Genomic DNA, 19,792 nt, shown 5'->3' with positions numbered 1-19,792 from the left:
CTGCGTGATTGTTAAACGCTGCACATAGAAGAAGGATAGGGCTGAATCTCTTTAACTTTATAGGGTATCCATATGGGAAATCCGTTCGGCACATATTGATAACATTTATATCCCCTCTGTGGAGAGTGTACCCCATACAATGAAGCAGGATCACCATACCGGCAGGCTGATTATATCCCTTATTGCTTGCCTTATTCCCGGCTACATTGCGCTCTACCTTTTTACCACATCGATACCCGGATGGTACTCCGGCCTTAAAAAACCCGGCTTTCTTCCCTCTGATCTTATGGTTTTTTACGCGCTCATCCTGCTCTTTTGTCTTTTGGGACTGTCCCTGTATTCCATCTGGTGTGCCGGGCTCGATCATAACGAGGTCAAAGCGGCCCTTAGGTTCTTCGTTTTCACGCTCACGTTGCTTATGCTCTGGTTTGCTTCTTTCTTTTTCCTTCAGGCAATCTTCTTTGCGTTTGTCATCATGGTGATGGTTATTGCCATGATACTGTGCACGCTTGCCCAGATCCTGCGATCGGCGGTGACCGCAGCATTTTTTATTGTACCATGCCTGATCCTGATGATTATTATCGGCTATGCAAACCTGATGATCGTTGAACTGAATGCAGGGTTGCCGGCATGGGGAATTATCCCATAAATTAAACTACACCGGTTTTTCGCATATGCGCGGATAAACGAAATGGTTATTCGCTGGAATCGTCCAAGATTTACCTGCGGAAAAGGCGTGGCCTCAAGAATCAGTTTATGCTGTGTGGGCCGGCGTCCTGTCCAAAAAAGCAATGCCTGGTAGGACACTAAACCTGTGGCCGGGGATGCAGCCCGGTCACAGAACCGAATCGGCCGAATCTGTTTCGCACAGGAAGACCGGTTTAGGCATACAAAGGAAAGTACTGGTGATGTTCCATGGTCTCACGTGAACTTGTTGCAGGAGTTTATTCAGTCGGGGCATTTGATTTTGACCGACGGATATTCGATGAATTGATCCCACTCCCGGAAGGGACCAGCTACAATGCATACCTGATTCGGGGCAGCGAAAAAACAGTCCTGATCGATACCGTTGATCCCTCAAAGGAATATGATCTCATTTCGAACCTGGTAAAAATGGGTATCGAGAGCATAGATTACATCGTGATCAACCATGCGGAGCAGGATCATTCCGGCTCGCTTCCGATGATCCTCGAATTTTACCCGGATGCACGGGTGGTTACCAATGCGAAATGCCGGGATCTCCTCATTGCCCTTTTGCACATCCCTTCGGATCGCTTCATGGTGATATCCGAGGGCGAGACACTGTCACTTGGGGACCGGACGCTCCGGTTTTTCCTTACCCCGTGGACACACTGGCCTGAGACCCAGATTACCTTCCTTGTCGAAGATAAGATCCTCTTTTCCTGCGATCTTTTTGGGTTCCATGCTGCAACAAGCGAGCTGTTCATTACCGATGAGGCCTGGGCTTACCGGTCGGCAAAACGCTATTATGCTGAGATCATGATGCCGTTCCGGGGGAGTATTAAGGGATATGTAGAAAAAGTCCGGGGGCTTGACCCGGTAATGATAGCACCCAGCCATGGCCCGGTCCATAAAAACCCGAAGTCAATCCTTGATGCTTATGCCGAGTGGGTATCGGATTCTGTGAAAAACGAGGTGGTTATACCGTACGTTTCAATGCACGGCAGCACGGCAAAGATGGTGGACCATCTTACCGGGGCACTCATCGCGCGGGGGATCGTGGTAAAACCCTTCAACCTGACCCGTACGGATACAGGGGACCTTGCTCTGGCCCTTGTCGATGCGGCTACAGTTGTATTCGCGACACCGACAGTCCTTTTCGGGCCGCATCCCACGGTGGTCTCAGCTACCTACCTTGCAAATATCCTCAGGCCCAAGACACGTTTTGCCTCGGTTATAGGATCCTATGGGTGGGGAGGTAAGAGCGTAGAGACGATTACGAAGATGCTCGATCATGTGAAAGTAGATCTCCTCCCGCCGGTTATGGTCAACGGCGAACCCGGTGAGGCGGCCATGCAGGATCTGGATCGGCTGGCAGACGAAATCTTAAAGAAGCATAAGGAAGTTAACATCGTGTAAGTGAAAGGAGGTCTTTTGCGGATATGACAAAACTCTTCGAGGTTTACAAGTGCGAAGTCTGTGGGAATACCGTCATGGTTGTCGGTGCTTCCGGTGGGACGATGGTGTGCTGCGGGAAACCCATGACTCTCCAGCAGGAAAAAACTGCAGACCCGGGAAAAGAGAAACACGTACCGGTGATCGAAAAGACAGCAAACGGGATCCTGGTGAAAGTCGGCTCCATTCCCCACCCTATGGAAGAGAAACATTATATCCAGTGGATTGAGGTCCGTTCCGGTGACAATGCATATATCAAGTGGCTCAAACCCGGTGAGAAGCCGGAAGCAGAGTTCCCGGTTCACGACACCAGTGTAAAGGCCCGGGAGCTCTGCAGCGTACACGGGCTCTGGACCAACAGGGTGTAATTTTTTTTGCTTTTTTTCTAGCAAACGCTCAATAGATCCCCAGCGACAATCTTCTATGTGATGCGCCGGTTGCTCTATCTTTCCACCATCTTTGCCGATCTCGGTGCGGTTTTTTTCTTTATTGCCCCGGTCACGGCCATTCCCCTGGTGGTAACCGTGCTCTATTCGGAATGGGACCTCTTTTTACCTATGGCAACCGTGCCGGTCCTCCTCTTCACCCTGGGATTCCTGTTAAAACGCCTGCCCCGAAACGAGCGTGAAAACCGGCTTTCCACTGCGCTCTGCTCAGTTGCTCTTTTCTGGTTTACCTGTGCCATAGTAAGCGGAATTCCCTTCATGCTGGGCCTCCGCATGGGATTTACCGATGCTGTTTTCGAAGGAATGGCCGGGTGGACAGGAACTGCATTTTCCCTGATTCCCTCTCTTGATACCGCTCCCCATACCCTTCTTTTCTGGCGCTCGTTCATGCAATGGATCGGGGGAATCGGTACGATCGCTTTTGTCATTGCGCTTGCAAGCAGCACCGGGCTTTTCCAGGGAAAACTCTTCCGGCCTGAAAGCAGGGAGGAACCGCTGATGCCCGGTATCATCTCGAAAGGAAAGGCCATCTGGAAAATTTACGGACTCCTGACGTTTGTCGCGATCGGTCTCATCCTCTTTACCGGTCTATCCCTCTGGGATTCGGTCAACCTTGCGCTCACCGCGATCTCCACGGGAGGTTTTACTCCACATACCGGCGGTATCCTTTCGTACCACAATGTGTTCCTGGAACTGTTGCTCATTCCCCTCATGATTGCAGGAGCACTGCCCTTCCGCCTGTACTATCTTATCGCAGAGAACCGGCGCTGGAGTCTTTTCGGTGATGAACAGGTCAAACTCTTTTTTGTTGTTGCGGCCATCGGTACTGCGGTTCTTACGTATGATCTGGTCTATTTCGGGAATGCGGATTTGCCTGCAGCCCTTTTCGAAGGGGTCTTCATGGCGGTCTCTGCCCTTACCACCACCGGGTTCCAGATCGCGGACCTCCAGACATGGGCAAGTGTGACGCTTTTCTTTTTGACGATGCTCGTCTTCGTTGGCGGTTGTTCCGGGAGTTCGGCAGGGGGGATCAAGCTGAACCGGGTGGTGCTGGGGTTCCGTGCCCTGATCTGGTGGTTCCACCGGTTGTTCGTGAGCGGGAAGGTTCTGATCCCTTTCCGGAGTGAAGGCCGGATTATCCCGCGTGCAACTGCCGAGCTGGAAACCGCAAAGACCCTGCTTGTCATCATCCTTTCCGTTATCCTTATCTTTGTTGCCACCCTCGTCGTCCTCCAGTTCCAGCAGGCATCTGCTCCCCTCAATGACATCCTCTTTGATGTCACGTCCGCATTTTCTACCTGCGGGATCACCTCGGGATATGTCTCTCCGGATATGCCGCTTGTCTCGAAATGGGTTTTTATTATCGTGATGTGGCTGGGAAGGCTTGAGGTGATCCCGGTGATAGTCCTGTTTATGGCACTCTTCCGGGGTTCTGATTAGCAGAGTAGGAAATAAAACACAAATGTACTTTTGTTAACTTCAGAAGATCTAATATAAACTGCCCTCCCATAGTACGGTAATGAAGCAGATCGCCCTGTACGGAAAAGGCGGTATCGGAAAGTCCACGACTTCTGCGAACCTGTCTGCAGCCCTTTCCCTTTCAGGGTACAACGTTCTCCAGATTGGTTGCGATCCCAAGCGCGATAGTACCAGGATGCTGATGCAGGGACGGTTGATTCCTACAGTTATGGATCTGGTGCGCGAACGGGGAGCGGCATCAGTAACCCCGGCGGATGTAGTCTATACCGGTTTTAATGGCATCCGCTGCGTTGAAGCCGGAGGGCCGGAACCTGGCGTTGGTTGCGCCGGGCGGGGGATTATCGCCACGTTCCAGCTGCTGGAAAAATTCGGTACGCTCACGGGAGATGTGATCGTGTACGATGTGCTGGGCGATGTGGTCTGTGGCGGGTTTGCCATGCCGATGCGGGAAGGGTACGCCCAGGAAGTGTACCTTGTAACTTCGGGAGAACTTATGTCCCTGTATGCGGCAAACAACATCTGCAAGGCTGTACAGAGGCTGAGTGCCCGCCCGAGGAGCATGTGCCGCTTGGCCGGGGTTATCTGCAACGCCAAGAACCTGCCCCGGGAAGAGGAGCTGGTGGCAGAGTTTGCCCGCCGGGTCAACAGCCATCTTCTCCAGTATATCCCGCGTGATCGCACGGTCCAGCTGGCAGAACTGGACCGCAAGACCGTGCTTGAGTACGAGCCGTCATCTGAACAGGCACAGAGGTACAGGGACCTTGCAGCCCGGGTTATGGAAAACACGCGCTTTACCATACCCACCCCCCTTGAGATCGATGAGCTTGAATCACTTGCCCGCCAGTTCGTGTAGAACCGAAGGCTGTACCCTGACCGGTGCGTTGTCGGTGACCACCCAGATCCGCGATGCGATCACAGTTGTGCATGGTCCGCCGGGATGTACGCACCACAATTTTTCCCTTCTGCATGCAACCAGCGTTGAGAATGATCGCGTTGTGCTTCCCCCGCTTATTTCGAGCGGGCTCTCGGAAACCGAGGTAATATTCGGCGGCGAAGGCGCACTCGACCGGATCCTGGATCGGGCAATTTCCTGCAATCCTGCAGCCATATTCGTTCTTTCCACTTGTATCGTAGAAACCATCGGAGACGATGTGGCTGCGGTCTGCGATGCAAAAGCCGGTGTTCCCGTCATCATGATCCCGACTGCCGGATTTCTTGGAGGTTCGTTCCAGACCGGGGTCAATAATGCGCTCGTGGCCCTTGCCGGCATGGCAGAACCTTCCCCGGGGATGAACGGGGGGGTAAATATTATCGGTGAAAAGAATCTCGAATATGAAGTTGACGAGAATTTCGCCGAGGTAGCCCGGCTGCTCTCCCTGCTGGGCCTTTCGGTTAACACCCGGTTTGTCCATAATCTTACCTACGGACAGATTGATTCCGTTGGGGCAGCCCGGCTTAACGTGCTCCGCGATCCCGCGCTCATTCCGGTTGGCGAGTACCTTAAGGAACACTTCAAAACACCCTATATTTCGGGATTTCCCCTGGGTTTGTCTGGCACTATCACGTTCCTTGAATCAGTTGGCGCCGCCTGCGGTATCGATCCCCGACCGGCGATTGAGAAAGAGCGCGGTTTTGAGCAGGACACACTCAGTGATTTTGCCGATATCGCAGGTCGTGAGATCTCCTTCTCCACACTCTTTCCGACACATGACGGGGAACGGGTATTGCGGAATATTGCATATGCATTCAGGCTGGATGTCATACCTTCGGGAAAGCCGGTACCGGTACCGGTAACACCCCCTGTCGGTATCGCCGGGGTACGACGAATGCTTCACCGCTGGAGGAGGGCAATTCATGCATGAGTGCGGGACTCCGCTGTGGCCCTGCGCCATGACCGGGGCTGCTGCATGCCTTGCCGGTTTTGACGGGATATCCGTGGTGATCCATGGATCCAGCGGGTGTTATTACTACCCGGCCACACTCCTCAACACACACCTGTACGGGACGTTTATCCTTGAAAACGAGGTGATTTTTGGATCAGGCGACAGGCTTAGAGAGGTGATCAGCGATCTCTCCGGGAAGGGTGACCGGATTGCGGTTGTCACCACCTGCGTTCCCTCCGCGCTGGGCGAGGATATTCGTGAAATGGTGAGCGGAAGCGAGCTCATTGTTGTGGACAGCCCCGGTTTTGCCGGGGATCTGGAGGCCGGGTACCAGGCAGCACTTGCCGCGCTTGGACCTTCAGTCAACCCGGAGCAATCAGGGGTAAATATCGATGGCATTTCCCTTGCAGATCCGTTCCATGAGGGAAATATCCAGGAAATCACCCGTCTGCTCTATCGGGCCGGTATCCCTGTCGGAACAGTATTTTGCCGGGACCGGGCAGATAAGGTAAAAACGGCTTCGCCTTTTACCATCGGTACAAATGAGGATTTTGGATCCGGGGTCGGGACCTCCCTGGGGGGTACTCTGGGTATACCTTCACTCCGCACAACCTTAGGAAAGCTCGCCGGAATTTTTGACCATGCAGATACGGATCCGGTATTAAAAGAGCTAGATCTGCAGGAAGAACGATTGATTCATGCCGGCGATAAGTTCCTGCGCCGGTACGAGCCTCCCCGTGTTGCGATCTTTGCCGGTGCAGCCTATGCCCTTTTTGCGGCAGATACCCTGAAACGGTATCTTGATGCGGAGATTCTCATTGTCGGCACACGCAACGACCTGCCGGAACAACCGGGGGGTCAGTACCGGGTGGAGAAACTGGCCGGGCTCGAAGCGGTTGGTCGCAGGATTACGGAATCTGATCCGGATCTTGTGATCGGCTCCTCATTTGAACGTTCTTTATGCCCGGACCGGGCATTTGTAGGAATTATACCGCCATTCCGCGGACAGGTCAGGCTTGCCCATTACCCCCTTGCAGGTCTGGGAGGCTCCCTTTATTTTGTCGAAAATGTCCTGAATGCCTGCATGGACCGGGCACCATAACCCCCCGCTTATATTCCTGAGATAGGTATCTTTCACTTTCACCCCGCGCACGGTCCCGGGTTATATACAGCCCGGGAAAGACGCAGTATTACGACAGAAGGTGGTCGTGTATGATGCAAAAGGCAGGATATCTCCGAAGAACAGGGTGCAGGGCAATTGACCGCGAGGGCAGGCTCCAGGAAGTTGTGGAACTGCATATCATGGGTACCCGGTATGCCATCCGGCTTGCGGATCTCGCAAAGGGGATATCCGGGCGGCAGGTGGTTATCCAGATCGAGGCTCTTGCCCGAGAGTGGGACTATTATCTTGGGGCAACCTGCGGCCTTGCGCAGATGTCTGCATCCGGAAAGGCCCTTAATCTTGAACTTTTCGAAGCTGGTACATTTACCTTGTCCCTTGCAACCCTCAGGGCAACGCTCTATGGGCGGGATAAACTGGCTCCCATTGCACGCATCCCCGAACAGCCGTCTTCTCCTGTATGGAAAGATCGCAGGCTCACCGGCCAGCAACAGATCAGCGCACTGGTCTGATGGCCTTCGGGTTTATGCCGTTAACATATTCTTTTTCCCCATTTCCGGTGACTTGCGGGCGCACCAGTGTACAACATTAATAGTCCCGAAGGGAGACGTGTACTGAACAAAGGGTGTTCCCGGGGACTGTCATTACTCATGATAATGGAGCAGCAGCATGGATACCAGTGATGAAAATCCCTACCGGGAACTGGTAGAGAACCAGCAGGATCTGCTGGTCAAGTTCAGCACTGAGGGACGCCTTCTTTTTGTCAATACGGCATACTGCGAAGCATTAGGGAAGACAAAAGAAGAACTGGGAGGGAGCATTTTCATGCCCGCAACCGATCAGAAGTATTCTGAGGTGATGGCTACCCAGATGACCAGGCTTTTCCGGCCGCCCTATACCTGCCAGGTAGAGCAATGGATCTCTTCCCCGCAGGGCCCGCGCTGTATCAGCTGGTCTGCCCGTTCGATTACCGACGGAAAGGGAGGGGTGACTGCAATTGTGGCCTCCGGTCGGGACGTTACCCGGCTCCAGCGGGAGCAGCGCTCGATCCGGAAACGCGATGAGGAACTGATGCTCCTTCTGGAGAGCGGTACGCCGATGTACTTCACACACAGCTCCGACCATACCCTTCGCTATGTCAGTCCCCGGATCCGGGCACTTCTGGGGACCGGGCAGAAATCAGGTAAACGGATGTGGATCGATTATCTCACTGACCACCCGCTCAATGCAAAGGGACTGGAAAGAACGTTAAAAGCGATTGCCACCGGCCGCCGCGAACCCCCCTACCGGCTGGAATTTTACGGTCGCAACAATACAAAAATCTGGGTAGAGATAAATGAGATCCCGGTGGTAAAGAACCGCGTTACCGTGGCGATCGCCGGGTCTCTGGTGGACGTGACGGAAAAGAAGCGGGTCGAGGAGGGGCTTATTGAAGCGGAGATCCTCTTAAAGAACTACGGGAGTGCAAAAAAAGGAGAAAAAGACCCGGCAGGAGAGAGCAGCGCGGGACCGTTTGCCGCTCTCCGCTCCATCTTCTCATCCAAAAAATCCACCGATGAGGAGGATATCCCGCTCGATATACCTGAAAACCTGAAGTAAATCAGTTGGTGGTCCATTCTCCCATTTTTCTGCAATGACAACCGTCGGCCTGAACTCCCGTTTCGACCAGCGTAACAGGATTGCCGGTACCCCTCATTGTGAGAATTTTTTTGTTCACTTATTCTTCAGGGATCCTAGTGAGATCGGGGAGAATCAGGTACCCCTCATCTGCATTCCCGATCGCCTCGTACCAGCCGGCAAGGTAAAAATACCCGCCCAGCGCCGCGGTCAGGGCATCAAGTTCATCGTGGGTCACGTGATCCCCCTCGTTATGAATCCGGATGCCGGTCTTATCAAGACCTGCCCGGAGCAGGGCAGGATCAACCTTTTTTCTGTGGATAGAAAGGATGTCCTGGATTGCCCCCGGGTAGCTCTCGATTACCTCGTAACCCCATTCCCGGAGCTGACCTGCCAGATGTATGCCTCTCACCGTCAGCTTCTGCAAACTTTTAATCAGCGTCGGGTACACGCGTATCCCGCGCCTGCGGAGGGTGCGCTCGCAGTCCCGCATGATCCCATACTTCCTGCACTCGCAGGTATCCTCGGCACAGCATCTCCCGGCTGGGAGCCCGAGGGAAGAGTCGATGGCAACAAGGCCGGTCCCGGCGGCGTCGATGGCCGAGAGGATCTCCGCGTCGGTCCATGCAAGGGAAAGGGAGGCATTTTTGCCCCGAAGCACACAGAGGCCCGTGGGCCGGCGCTCGGAACCGGTGAGATCGATGCCGACGCAGGAGGGATCCTTATATGCAGAGCGAATGCCGACAAGAAGCGTATCGATCAGGAGATCCGGGATACCGAGGGGCATAAAAAAGAGGTTGGTTTTGGTCAGCCACGGCGGACACAATCCGCAATATAACTGCCAGCCTTCTTTGTCCCCACAGTCCCGCCGAGGTCCTTGGTGACCATACCGTCCTTTATGCTTCTCTCTATGGCCGAAACAACAGCCGCCGCCGCCGCGTGCTCTCCCAAGTGATCAAGGAGAAGCGAACCGGCCCAGACGGTTGCTATCGGGTTTGCAACGTCCATGCCCTTGTACTTCGGCGCCGATCCGTGGATCGGCTCAAACATGGAGGTGCCCTTCGGGTTGATGTTCCCGCCCGGGGCAAGGCCGAGGCCGCCCTGGATCATGGCGCCGAGATCGGTGATGATATCGCCGAACATGTTGGGTGTGACCACGACATCGAACCACTCGGGGTTTTTCACAAACCACATCGTAACCGCGTCAACGAAGTTAAAGTCGGTGACAACTTCGGGATACTTCTTTGCGGTCTCGGTAAACACGTCCCGCCAGAGCCCGTATACGTCTGAGAGGACGTTTGCCTTGTCAACCGAAGTGAGCTTTTTGCGGCGTTTTGTGGCGAGGTCAAAGGCATAGGTCTGGACCCGGCGCGAACCTTCCCGGGTCACGACCCCGATCTGGTACGCGAGTTCCTCGGCATCGGTCTCGATGTCGAGCCCGAACTTCACGTTGTAGAGGTCGCGGACAACGGCAAGCTCGGTCTTCTGGTGTTTCTTGAACCGGGAACCGATCCCGACATAGAAATCCTCGGTATTCTCACGGACAACGACAAAATCGATGTCCTTTGGGGTCTTGTTGGCAAGCGGTGTTTCAACGCCCTCAAGAAGCCGGATCGGCCGCAGGTTCACGTACTGATCAAACGAGAACCGGAGGGCAAGAAGGATCCCCTTCTCAAGGATGCCCGGTGGAACCCGGGGGTCGCCGATGGCACCAAAGTAGATCGCCTTGAATTTTTTGAGTTCGGCAAGGTCGTCTTCGGTGAGGAGTTTCTTTGTAGCGAGATACCTGTCCGCCCCGATATCAAAATCCGTCCAGTCAATATCAAAGCGGTACCGCTCCCCGGCGGCTTCAAGCACCTTCTTTCCTTCTGCAACTATCTCCGGGCCGATCCCGTCCCCGCCTATTGCCGCGACTTTGTACATACCGGCACCTCCTTTAAATTCTTCGCGTACTCCACAAGACCGCCCGCATCGATGATCCCCTGCATGAAGGGGGGCACCGGCTCGATGGCGAACCGTTCGCCATCTGCCTCTATGTAGCCTTTCTTGATGTTGACGGTTATCTTTGCCCCGTCGGCAATCCTGTCCGTTTCAGGGCAGACGATCGGGAGAACACCTGTGTTGATAGCATTCCGGAAAAAGATCCGGGCAAAAGACTGGGCAAGCACGACTGTCACGCCGTTCCCGAGAAGGGCAAGCGGCGCGTGCTCCCGTGAAGAGCCGCACCCGAAGTTCTTCCCGCCTACCACCACGTCACCGGCCTTCACCTTTTTTGCAAATTCGTCACGGGTGCCCTCGAATGCATGCTTTGCCAGATCTTTTGCATCGTTAAGCGTCAGAAACCGGCCCGGGATGATCGCGTCCGTATCGATATTGTCCCCGAACTTCCATACCCTCATGGTTACACCTCCCTTGGATCGGTGATTTCACCCTTTATTGCACTTGCAGCAGCCGTAGCCGGCGAGCAGAGGTATACTTTCCCCTCCGTGCTTCCCTGCCGGCCCCGGAAGTTCCGATTTGAGGTGGCAAGCGAAACCTCGCCAGCTGCTATCAGGCCAAACGATCCGCCCATGCAGGGTCCGCAGCAGGGGGCCTCGACAAGGGCCCCGGCTCTGACGAACCGTTCAACGAGCCCCGCTTCAAGCGCCTTGAGATACTCGTCCCGGGACGCGGGGATGACAAGCACCCGGACCTTCGGGTCGAATTTCTTTTTGCCCAGCACCTCTGCTGCCTCCACGAGATCCTCGTACCGGCCGTTCGTACACGAGCCGATGAAGACCTGGTCGATGTGGGTTCCTTCAACCTTACCTACCGGGATTCCCTGATCAACGTTGTGGGGGACCGCAACCTGTGGTTCGAGATCCGCGACATTGTATGTCCGCTTCTCTGCGAACTTTGCATCGTCGTCACTTGCAAGCGCAAACGGCGTTATCTTCCGCCGGCCCTTCATGTACTCCCAGGTCACCTTGTCGGGAGGGACTATTCCTGCCTTTGCCCCCATCTCGATGGCCATGTTGCAGCAGGTCATCCGTCCGGCCATGTCCATTTTAGAGATAGTTTTACCGGTAAACTCGATTGCCTGGTAGGTCGCGCCGTCAGCTCCGATATCTGCCGCAATTGAGAGGATCAGATCCTTTGCGCCAACACGTTTCTGGAACTTTCCCGAAATCTCCGCCCGAACAGTCTCCGGCACCTTGAAGTACAGGGCCCCGAACTTGAGCGCAAAGCCCATGTCTGTAGACCCGATACCGGTGGCAAATGCCCCCACCGCCCCGTACATGCAGGTGTGGGAATCTGCCCCGACCACGATCTCGCCGGGCGCTGCCCTGCCCTTCTCCAGGACCACCTGGTGGCAGACGCCCTCGTTGATATCATAGTTGTGGATACCCTGCTCTGCGGCAAACTTCCGCATGAAGACATGGTTCTCCGCAGCCTCAAGCGAGTCGGCCGGTATCTGGTGGTCAAAGAGCATGATGACGCTTTTTGGGTCAAAGACCTGTTTTCCGCCCATCTCGTAGAACTTCCGGATGGCAAGCGGGCCGGTAATGTCGTGGATCATGGCCCCGTCAATGGGTGCCATGACGACTTCGCCTGCTTTAATATCGCTGCCGCATTTCCGTGAGAAGATCTTCTCTACGATTGTTGATCCCATGCTCTGTCTCCTGTACTGTTGTGCTCTCTATGCACATTTAGTTTGGGGGATGGCAATCCGGGACAGTTGAACCGCTGTTTTCCGATAATTACGAATAATTTCGCAGTTAAAGCAATCTTTAATCTTCCTTATCTCCAAGTATTGGCCGGATAAACCATGCAGAAGATGAGACTTGTTGTGTGTGCCCTGGTGCTTTTCGCCATGGCAATGATCGGTTGTGTGGCGGCTGCAGACACCAGCATGGATCATGTGATCTCTGTGAGTGGGAGCGGCACGGTCACGGGCACCCCGGACCGGGTTCAGATCAGTTTCGCCGTCCAGACCCAGAACGCAGATGTCAAGATTGCACAGTCCAGTAACGCGCTTGCAATGAACAATGTCATGGATGCGCTCGCGGCAGCGGGGGTTCCCCGCGACCAGATGAAGACCACCGGTTACACGATCACCCAGATCAACCAGCAGGACGACAATGGTATCCTTTCCGGTCCGGCGGCGACCTACCAGGTGACAAACACCCTCCTGTTGACCCTCAAGGATACCAATACCACCGGCCAGATCATCGATACCGCGGTCAATGCCGGGGCAAACCAGGTAAACTCCATCCAGTTCATGCTTTCCGACGAACAGGCTCAGGCCCTTCGGAGCCAGGCTCTGACTAAGGCCATTACAAACGCGAGAGCCGATGCCGATGCCGTAGCCGACGCCCTCAACGTGACTATTACCGGGACCCAGGAGGCCGACGTCAGCCAGGGATACACACCTGTAGTGTACAGCAATTACGACACGACAATGATGTCCGCGAAAGCGGCAACAGCACCAACTCCAATCCAATCCGGGGACATCACGGTTACTGCCCAGGTGTCGGTTACCTATACGATCCGCTGATCCCTCCTTGAGGGCACCCCCTGTTTTTTTTCCAAACTTTTTTACATATGCAGCGTGTGATCATTTCATAATCACGCATATCCATCTGGCCAGTCAGGCCGGCATATATTCAAGCATCGAATACCGGAAAATTGCGGATACAATAGGATTGATTTTGACATGGAGCGCAATATCGGCTTTAAGGAACGACGCTATATTGAAGAACTGCGAATCCTCACCCGGGCAACAGCGCTTGACTGTGTGATCGATGACCGGTTCGATCGGGTGATCTACGTTATCCGCCAGGGTGACATGGGTCTTGCCATCGGAAAAAAAGGCGAAAACATCAAAAGGCTCCAGAATGTTCTGGGCCGGCGCATCGAAATGGTAGAGTATGCTGAGGACCCGGTGCTTTTTATCACCAATATTTTCAAACCTGCAGAAGTGATCGGAATTGAGCGCGGGGCAGAGGAGGGCCCGGTCAACGTGCTGGTGAACAAGAAAAGCGATCTTGGGATCGCCATAGGAAAGGCAGGCTGCAATATCGAGAAGGCACGTATCCTTTGCCGGCGGTTCTGTAATCTTGAGATTGGCGAGGTCCTGCTTGCGGAGGGATCGGAATGACACATGAGGGTAAAGAACCGGTAGATCTCCGGGTAATCCGGGAACTCTGGGGGGTCATCTGCGAGAGGGCAGACTGCCCGGATGAGAACTCATACACCAGCCGGCTGCTGCAGGATGTAAAAGGGATCGATAAAGTGCTTGAGAAAGTAGGGGAGGAGTCCACCGAATTCATCCTTGCAGTAAAAAACGGCGTGCCCGAACGGACAACTGAAGAGGCAGCCGATCTCTTCTTCCATGTTCTTGTCGCGCTCCGGGCAGCGGACGTCGACCTGTCCGGGGTCATCCGCGAACTCGAGCGCAGGCGAAAATAGAGGCTGTTCCCGTCAGGTAATCTTTTTTTTTATTTCTGGAGAAATACCGGGAGTTCGACCATGTCGGAAAGGTTGTTTTCTCCCCCGTTACTGTTCAGCAACGCCTCACTGGCAAAAAGGGGGGCTTTGGCGCGCAGCGCAACTGCGATCCCATCGCTGGGCCGGCAGTCAAGGGTCTCTTCCCTACCACCGGATAAAAGCACCAGGTGTGCATAGTACACACCATCCTCGACATAATCGATACTGAGCCGGTCAACAGAGATCCCATATTTTGCCATGAGATCCAGGAAGAGGTCGTGGGTGAAGGGACGAGGCGGTACATCCCCCTCGTGTGCACGGTTGATGGCAAGTGCCTCCCAGAGGCCGACATAGATTGGCAGAAGGCGGCCGGCCTCATCGGCCAGTACCACTGCTGGTACGGTGGCCGCGTCACTTACGGCAACAAAGACCCCCCGGACCGCGCATCTGACCTGTTCCATACCGGTGAAGAGATCACCCTGCTGTATGATAAGAGTTGAGGTTGGTCCGGGGAAGCGCAAGAACCTCGTCAGGTTTTCCCTGATTCGCGCCGGACAATGATGAGACTGGAGACAATCCCAAGCGCTATATTGAAGTAATATAGCACGATTCTCCAGATAACGACAAAAACACCTACAATAGCCGCGGGGATGAAGAGCGCGTACATGGAGGTGGCAGCAACCTCGGCGATAACAGAACTCCCCGGGGTTAAGGGAAGCATCATTAAGATGGCGAGAATAAGCTGGATCACAAACGATTCAAAGAAGAGCGGCGGCTGGCCAAGGCCCATGAGGATCAGGGACGCAGTGACGATCTCCGAGACCCAGTAGAGGAGGGTAAAGAGCATACCCCAGGCAAGGCCTGATTTTGCAGTCCGTACAAATCTCAAAACTGCCGCGTGGAAGTTTACGATCTCTGTATCGATCCGGACAAGGATGGCTTCTGTCCGGGCAGGCTCCCATTTCCGGGTAAAGAACCGTGCAGCCCGGTCAGCCATCCTCTTCATCACATCGGGCCGGCGGATGGCCAGGTAGAAGAGGAAGAGGCAGCCGGCCACAAAGATCCACGTGATGTAGACCATAACATTCGAGATCGCCCCAAGGCTGTGCCATTGCTCTGAAAGGGCAAACATCGCAAAAGCGGCCAGGCCGGCAAGGGCGATACCATCGAGCACCCGCTCCATAATCACGATCGCGGTTGCATCACCCAGCGGGACATTTGCTTTGTACAATTCATGCACCCGGACAGGTTCGCCACCGGCCTGGGCCGGGGTGATTGCTGCGGCAAGAAGGTTGGCAAAGACGAGGTTAAGCGAGTAAAAAAATTTGATGGGATACCCAAGGGATCCTGACATCTTCTTGACCCGCATTGCCCAGAAACACATGGTCAGGACATGGGTGAGAAATGCAAGGAGCAAAAACCAGGGGTTGATCTTCTTGAGGTACTGGATGGTATTAGCGTTGATGGTGAGGTACAGGATTACGATCAGGACCGTAAGGGAGAATCCAATGGAAATATACAGCCACTTCTTCTGCGATCGCTCCATGTCCCGTTCGATCCCGGCAGGTGGGGCCTGCCTTGTTTTACCTTAAAAGGTTATGATGCATAGTATAAACATTTTTTATTATTTTAGCTCCTTTCCCTTCATTATACCGTAAATATCTCACGGTTGCCCGTAAGTGCGAGAAGGCCGGCCCGTGCCCCGGCATCTACCCAGCCATGGCCGTAACTGAACCGTGCGAGTGCAGCCTCCCGCTCACCTGCGGCAAGGCTTGATCGCCCTCCCCGCGCGTAACTGGTCCCGATCACGATGACTTTCCGGGCAAACGCACCGGCCGCGGTCTCAGGTTCCGGGGCGGGGACAACCGAAGCACAGGCAGTATCAAGCAGCCTGGCATACCGCTGTACCTTCTCATCGAGCCGGGCAGTTTGGGACAATGGCAGGGTCTCGTGCTGCCCGTCAAAAGGACAGGCTGGTTTTCCCGAACGGGAAAGCAGGCCATAGGCAATGCCAAAATGCAGCCAGCCAAAGCCATAATAATACGCGGCCAGCGCATTGACCGGATCATCGCGGGAAAAGAATGTGGCACCGTCCTCTGCATAGGCCCGGGCCATCTCCTGTGCGGTTATGGCAAGCGCAAAAAGAGGGGTTTCCGGTGACTGTGGAATCCGGGTCTCCTCCAGTTCACGGGATAGGAGGCTCCCGCACCCGGCAATCAGCATAATCCTGCAAACCTCGCAAGGTACTCCCGCTCCATATCGTGGAGTTCACCGGGTACGATCAGGATATGGAGCGGCGGGCCAAAGTCAGCGGAACGGAGGGTCTCGGCAGTACCGGCCCGCACCAACGAGGTTTCCGAACCGGCCCGGGCAACACCGACATAGAACGGAATCGCCACCTGTTTTTTCTGTGCCATTGCCTCCAGCAGGCAGATCCCCTCGTTTACCGTCATATACCGGTCATCCTGGATATCGAGGTACACCAGAGTATGGAGCCGGTTAGTCCGGTTCTCCAGGATCACATCGAGCGGAGAGCTCGGTGCCCAGTTCCCTTGCGGGAACGGCACTGAGCAGGACTTGCCGAACCGGTAGTTCTGCAGACCGGAAAGCCCGCAGACTGCGCTCACGATGGACGATCCATGAATGATGGCGGTAGGAATGCCCCGTTCCGCTGCCCGGATCCGGAGATCCGCATGCGTGGTCGAGACCATCGGGTCACCCGCGCAGAGAAAGACCGTGTTTCCCCGCGCCGCGCAGTCCAGCAGTTCGTCCGGGTGCTGCTCGACATCAGCCCGCAGGAGCAGCCGGACGGGTTTTTTGTAGAACGCTTCCAGTTCTGTTATGTTTGTCCCCATAAGCCGGGAAGTGTAACCTTCGAGGAAAACGTAATCCGCACTCCGGATCATGGCAAGCCCTTTCTCCGAAACGTCGGTTTTATCGTACAACCCAAGGCCGATGAAGGTAAGCATGTTATCCTCTTTAAAAGGCAGGCAGCAGGCAAGGCCGCCCGGCCCCGGTGCTCTAGTAGATGAACCGGGTGATGGAATCAACAAGTGATTCAAGCACCGCACGCACATCGTCTTTCCGGTGTGCGGAGATCAAAAAGATCGGGATGCTCTTTCCTATCCCGATCTCTTTTCGGATCTCCTCCTCGCTCATCTGTCCCGGCAGGTCTTTTTTGTTTGCCGCGACAACGACGGGTACGTGCATTTTTGCAACGATCTTATACAGGTGGCGTGCCCGTGCCAGCTGCCCGTGATCGGTAGCATCCACGAGCAGGATGACCCCCATTGCATTGTTTAAGATAACCGGCAGCATCGGATCGAACCGGGGTTGGCCGGGGGTGCCATAAAGGGTGATCTCAAAGTCCTGCCAGTGCAGCCATCCAAAGTCCATGGCCACCGTAGTTGCATCCCGGCCCGGCCCGGCCCGGTCAACCGAGACCCCCAGTTCGGTTGCGCTTGTCACAAACCGGGATTTCCCGGATTCGGGCGGCCCGGTCACCACGATCTTGGGGATGTAGGGTACGATATGGCCGTTTTTGACCAGGAACGGGACAGACCGGCGCAGCTGGGTGGACCATGAGGTGTACAGGATGGTGAAGTAATTGAAGTGGGGCAGCGGCCTGAATGATGACTTGATGGTAAGGATAAGATCAAAGGATTTCCGCACCGCAAGCGACTCTAAGAAGGTGTCCCCTTCAAAATTCAGATGTTCGATAATAATAGTAGACTTTGGCGGGCAGCAGTCCCGGGAGAGGAGCCGAAGACCTTTTTCCAGACCGAAGTCCTCGTAGATAATATCGAAGTACCCGAAAATAACTTCGACATCGTTATCCGTACAAAGCCTTTGGATCCGTGTCTGCCATTCCTTTTCAGCAGCTGCCCGGTTCGGGGCACTGCGCTGGATCCGCTCTCGATCCACGCTGTCCAGAAAGACCATCCGGTGATCCGCTGCCCGGATCTCCTTTTCCCGGAGCTGCCCGATGTCGTGCAAAAATGCATCAACGGTCGTGTGCGGGATGATCGCAAGGCACGACTGCCCCCTCTCCAGCGCGGAAAAGAGCGTGGAGATCATAAAAAGCTGCCCGTCTACGCCCGGATCAAGGCTGTAAAGGACCCGGCTGCCTTCCGGAATCCCTCCCCCCAGCATATCGTCGATGCCGTACATCCCGGTTGAGATCATAGGGCCATGACCACCTCCCCCCGGTTGAGCGTGAACTTGTGCCAGTCGGCGTTGATCCCATGGATGCCCATGACCCGGAAGTAGTTGTCCGACCGCTCCACCTTGATCTCGATCACGATAGTCATCAGCTGCTTGATCAGTGAGACCGTTTTCTCGTCAAAGGCCTCGCTGTTAAGGGTATAGATCCCAAAACCCTCTATTTTCTTGAGTTTTGCCGTCATCACGTGGAGGAACTGGTACAGCACCTCAAGTTTACGGTACATCAGGAGGGTAGAGACCGAGTTGACACAGAACCGGATCGGGGGCGGGAAAAGGCCGGTCTCTTTCCCGGAGAAAGTGCCGTCGAAAATGGCCTCCACCATCTGCGAGAACTTGATCCCGATACCGGTAAGGTCGGTTGGGTTGGTGACGAACATGAATCGCCCGGTATCCGTGATCGTGGGTGTCGAGCTTTTGGTGATCGCATCGATCACGCCAACAAAGGATTTGTCGGCCCCGATGGCTTTGAACTGGTTGATCACTTCCGAGGCGCGTTCGTTGGTGGAAAGCATGACCGAGTACTCCCCCGGGAGGGGTTTTGTCAGGATATAGGCCAGTTCCTCTCCCAGACTGAGGGAGGGTGCCAGGATAAGGAGGTTTGTCCCCGCATCGAACCCTCCGGTTGCCTGATCGATCTGGGGAATGCCCGTCTTATAGGAGTACATCTCTTTCTGGATCATTTCACAGGGAGGCTTATAAGGGCTTGTGCCGGGTCTCTCCCGCTGCCGGGGAACATAAAGCCTGATAATCTTTCCGACCCTAAGATTAGGCCAGATGTTCTACTGGCTCTATGAGCGGCTGATTCTTTCGCGGATACAGGTCCTTCCCCGGCACATCTGTTTTATGATCAGCGGGGCAGACCTTGCCGCAGAACCGGGAAAATGCAGGGAGGTGACCGGCTGGTGCTCTGATTTCAATGCCATCATCGCACGCCGACCCCGTTCGCCTGGTACAGCCGCTCCTCCCGCCATTCAGGGCATTACCTTCCATATCAACGAGCTCTCTTCCGTCGAGCTTAACCGGATCCTGCCGAAGCTTAGAGATATTGCCTCCATGGCCCGGCTCGAATTGCACCACGGCACGACCGAGGAAGTCCTGGGCACCGGTCTTGGAGTTGTGGTAGCGATAGGAAAAAGCGGGCGCGAGGAGATCACCGACTGTATCCGCAGGCTGGCACAGGAGGGTGTGCAGCCCACGGAGATCGATGAGAAGATGCTTGAATCCTGCCTGACCTTCCGCTATGACCCGGATATTGTGGTGAAGACCGGCGGCGATCACCTGACCGATTTTCTTATCTGGCAGTCGGTGTACTCGGAACTCTTCTTTTCCGATGTGAACTGGAAGTATTTCCGGCGCGTGGATTTCCTGCGGGTGCTGCGCGATTACCAGGCCCGCATCCGTCGGTTCGGGAAATAACT

Annotated in this window: 23 protein-coding genes; 13 read left to right on the top strand and 10 right to left on the bottom strand. The window is 54.9% G+C overall.

Going from position 1 to position 19,792, the window contains the following annotated elements:
* The first annotated feature begins 139 nt into the window (after positions 1–139).
* From MBOO_RS10885 to MBOO_RS10845, 9 genes are all read left to right on the top strand, one after another.
* On the top strand, positions 140–649 hold the full coding sequence (locus MBOO_RS10885; RefSeq protein ID WP_012107657.1) for a TspO/MBR family protein: 510 nt from the start codon (positions 140–142) through the stop codon (positions 647–649).
* Positions 650–915: 266 nt separating this feature from the next.
* On the top strand, positions 916–2,100 hold the full coding sequence (locus MBOO_RS10880) for an FprA family A-type flavoprotein (protein ID WP_012107656.1): 1,185 nt from the start codon (positions 916–918) through the stop codon (positions 2,098–2,100).
* Positions 2,101–2,123: 23 nt separating this feature from the next.
* Positions 2,124–2,504 carry a desulfoferrodoxin gene (locus MBOO_RS10875; RefSeq protein ID WP_012107655.1) on the top strand — a complete coding sequence of 127 codons (381 nt, stop codon included), beginning with the start codon at positions 2,124–2,126 and terminating at the stop codon, positions 2,502–2,504.
* A gap of 60 nt (positions 2,505–2,564) precedes the next feature.
* Positions 2,565–4,022, top strand: a complete 1,458-nt coding sequence (locus MBOO_RS10870; RefSeq protein WP_012107654.1) for a TrkH family potassium uptake protein — start codon at positions 2,565–2,567, stop codon at positions 4,020–4,022.
* A 79-nt stretch (positions 4,023–4,101) separates the two neighbouring features.
* Positions 4,102–4,914 carry a Ni-sirohydrochlorin a,c-diamide reductive cyclase ATP-dependent reductase subunit gene (gene cfbC, locus MBOO_RS10865; protein ID WP_012107653.1) on the top strand — a complete coding sequence of 271 codons (813 nt, stop codon included), beginning with the start codon at positions 4,102–4,104 and terminating at the stop codon, positions 4,912–4,914.
* Positions 4,880–5,923 carry a nitrogenase component 1 gene (locus MBOO_RS10860; RefSeq protein WP_012107652.1) on the top strand — a complete coding sequence of 348 codons (1,044 nt, stop codon included), beginning with the start codon at positions 4,880–4,882 and terminating at the stop codon, positions 5,921–5,923. The genes cfbC and MBOO_RS10860 overlap by 35 nt, the downstream gene beginning before the upstream one ends.
* Positions 5,916–7,046, top strand: coding sequence for a nitrogenase component 1 (locus tag MBOO_RS10855; protein ID WP_012107651.1), 1,131 nt, complete (start codon positions 5,916–5,918; stop codon positions 7,044–7,046). The genes MBOO_RS10860 and MBOO_RS10855 overlap by 8 nt, the downstream gene beginning before the upstream one ends.
* 110 nt (positions 7,047–7,156) lie before the next feature.
* Positions 7,157–7,576 (top strand): hypothetical protein, encoded by a 420-nt coding sequence (locus MBOO_RS10850; RefSeq protein WP_012107650.1) that lies wholly within the window; start codon positions 7,157–7,159, stop codon positions 7,574–7,576.
* Between the two features lie 157 nt (positions 7,577–7,733).
* Positions 7,734–8,663 carry a PAS domain-containing protein gene (locus MBOO_RS10845; RefSeq protein ID WP_012107649.1) on the top strand — a complete coding sequence of 310 codons (930 nt, stop codon included), beginning with the start codon at positions 7,734–7,736 and terminating at the stop codon, positions 8,661–8,663.
* Between the two features lie 118 nt (positions 8,664–8,781).
* On the opposite strand, the gene MBOO_RS10840 is transcribed toward MBOO_RS10845, so the two are convergent.
* The 4 genes from MBOO_RS10840 to MBOO_RS10825 are packed head-to-tail and all read right to left on the bottom strand — an operon-like array spanning position 8,782 to position 12,333.
* Positions 8,782–9,468 (bottom strand): DUF429 domain-containing protein, encoded by a 687-nt coding sequence (locus MBOO_RS10840; RefSeq protein WP_012107648.1) that lies wholly within the window; start codon positions 9,466–9,468, stop codon positions 8,782–8,784.
* Between the two features lie 20 nt (positions 9,469–9,488).
* Complete coding sequence (locus tag MBOO_RS10835) at positions 9,489–10,604, bottom strand: isocitrate/isopropylmalate dehydrogenase family protein (RefSeq protein WP_012107647.1); 1,116 nt, start codon at positions 10,602–10,604, stop codon at positions 9,489–9,491.
* Positions 10,583–11,080 carry a 3-isopropylmalate dehydratase small subunit gene (locus MBOO_RS10830; RefSeq protein WP_012107646.1) on the bottom strand — a complete coding sequence of 166 codons (498 nt, stop codon included), beginning with the start codon at positions 11,078–11,080 and terminating at the stop codon, positions 10,583–10,585. Before MBOO_RS10830 ends, MBOO_RS10835 begins: the two co-directional genes overlap by 22 nt.
* Before the next feature lie 2 nt (positions 11,081–11,082).
* Complete coding sequence (locus tag MBOO_RS10825) at positions 11,083–12,333, bottom strand: 3-isopropylmalate dehydratase large subunit (RefSeq protein WP_012107645.1); 1,251 nt, start codon at positions 12,331–12,333, stop codon at positions 11,083–11,085.
* Positions 12,334–12,489: 156 nt separating this feature from the next.
* Here MBOO_RS10825 and MBOO_RS10820 point away from each other — a divergent pair, with 156 nt between their 5' ends.
* From MBOO_RS10820 to hisE, 3 genes are all read left to right on the top strand, one after another.
* Positions 12,490–13,218, top strand: a complete 729-nt coding sequence (locus MBOO_RS10820; RefSeq protein ID WP_012107644.1) for an SIMPL domain-containing protein — start codon at positions 12,490–12,492, stop codon at positions 13,216–13,218.
* Between the two features lie 159 nt (positions 13,219–13,377).
* Entirely contained in the window at positions 13,378–13,821 is a 444-nt protein-coding gene (locus MBOO_RS10815; RefSeq protein WP_012107643.1) for a NusA-like transcription termination signal-binding factor, read from the top strand.
* Complete coding sequence (gene hisE, locus MBOO_RS10810) at positions 13,818–14,132, top strand: phosphoribosyl-ATP diphosphatase (protein WP_012107642.1); 315 nt, start codon at positions 13,818–13,820, stop codon at positions 14,130–14,132. Before MBOO_RS10815 ends, hisE begins: the two co-directional genes overlap by 4 nt.
* A gap of 29 nt (positions 14,133–14,161) precedes the next feature.
* On the opposite strand, the gene MBOO_RS10805 is transcribed toward hisE, so the two are convergent.
* From MBOO_RS10805 to MBOO_RS10780, 6 genes are all read right to left on the bottom strand, one after another.
* The gene (locus MBOO_RS10805; RefSeq protein WP_012107641.1) at positions 14,162–14,611 is read right to left on the bottom strand and encodes a bifunctional nuclease family protein; all 450 of its coding nucleotides are present in this window, start codon (positions 14,609–14,611) and stop codon (positions 14,162–14,164) included.
* Positions 14,612–14,679: 68 nt separating this feature from the next.
* Positions 14,680–15,696, bottom strand: coding sequence for a lysylphosphatidylglycerol synthase transmembrane domain-containing protein (locus MBOO_RS10800; protein WP_012107640.1), 1,017 nt, complete (start codon positions 15,694–15,696; stop codon positions 14,680–14,682).
* A 101-nt stretch (positions 15,697–15,797) separates the two neighbouring features.
* On the bottom strand, positions 15,798–16,373 hold the full coding sequence (locus tag MBOO_RS14000) for a DUF357 domain-containing protein (protein WP_012107639.1): 576 nt from the start codon (positions 16,371–16,373) through the stop codon (positions 15,798–15,800).
* Positions 16,367–17,119, bottom strand: coding sequence for a diphthine synthase (gene dph5, locus MBOO_RS10790; RefSeq protein WP_012107638.1), 753 nt, complete (start codon positions 17,117–17,119; stop codon positions 16,367–16,369). Before dph5 ends, MBOO_RS14000 begins: the two co-directional genes overlap by 7 nt.
* Before the next feature lie 52 nt (positions 17,120–17,171).
* Positions 17,172–18,335, bottom strand: coding sequence for a GTP-binding protein (locus tag MBOO_RS10785; RefSeq protein ID WP_012107637.1), 1,164 nt, complete (start codon positions 18,333–18,335; stop codon positions 17,172–17,174).
* Positions 18,332–19,054: an RAD55 family ATPase gene (locus MBOO_RS10780; protein WP_012107636.1), complete on the bottom strand. Its 723-nt coding sequence runs from the start codon at positions 19,052–19,054 to the stop codon at positions 18,332–18,334. The genes MBOO_RS10785 and MBOO_RS10780 overlap by 4 nt, the downstream gene beginning before the upstream one ends.
* Before the next feature lie 94 nt (positions 19,055–19,148).
* On the opposite strand from MBOO_RS10780, the gene MBOO_RS10775 reads away from it, so the two are divergent.
* Positions 19,149–19,790: an undecaprenyl diphosphate synthase family protein gene (locus MBOO_RS10775; protein ID WP_012107635.1), complete on the top strand. Its 642-nt coding sequence runs from the start codon at positions 19,149–19,151 to the stop codon at positions 19,788–19,790.
* The last annotated feature ends 2 nt before the right edge of the window (positions 19,791–19,792 follow it).

It is taken from the genome of Methanoregula boonei 6A8, assembly GCF_000017625.1.
GTDB classification, from domain to species: Archaea; Halobacteriota; Methanomicrobia; order Methanomicrobiales; family Methanospirillaceae; genus Methanoregula; species Methanoregula boonei.
This window is presented reverse-complemented; position numbering and strand designations above follow the sequence as displayed.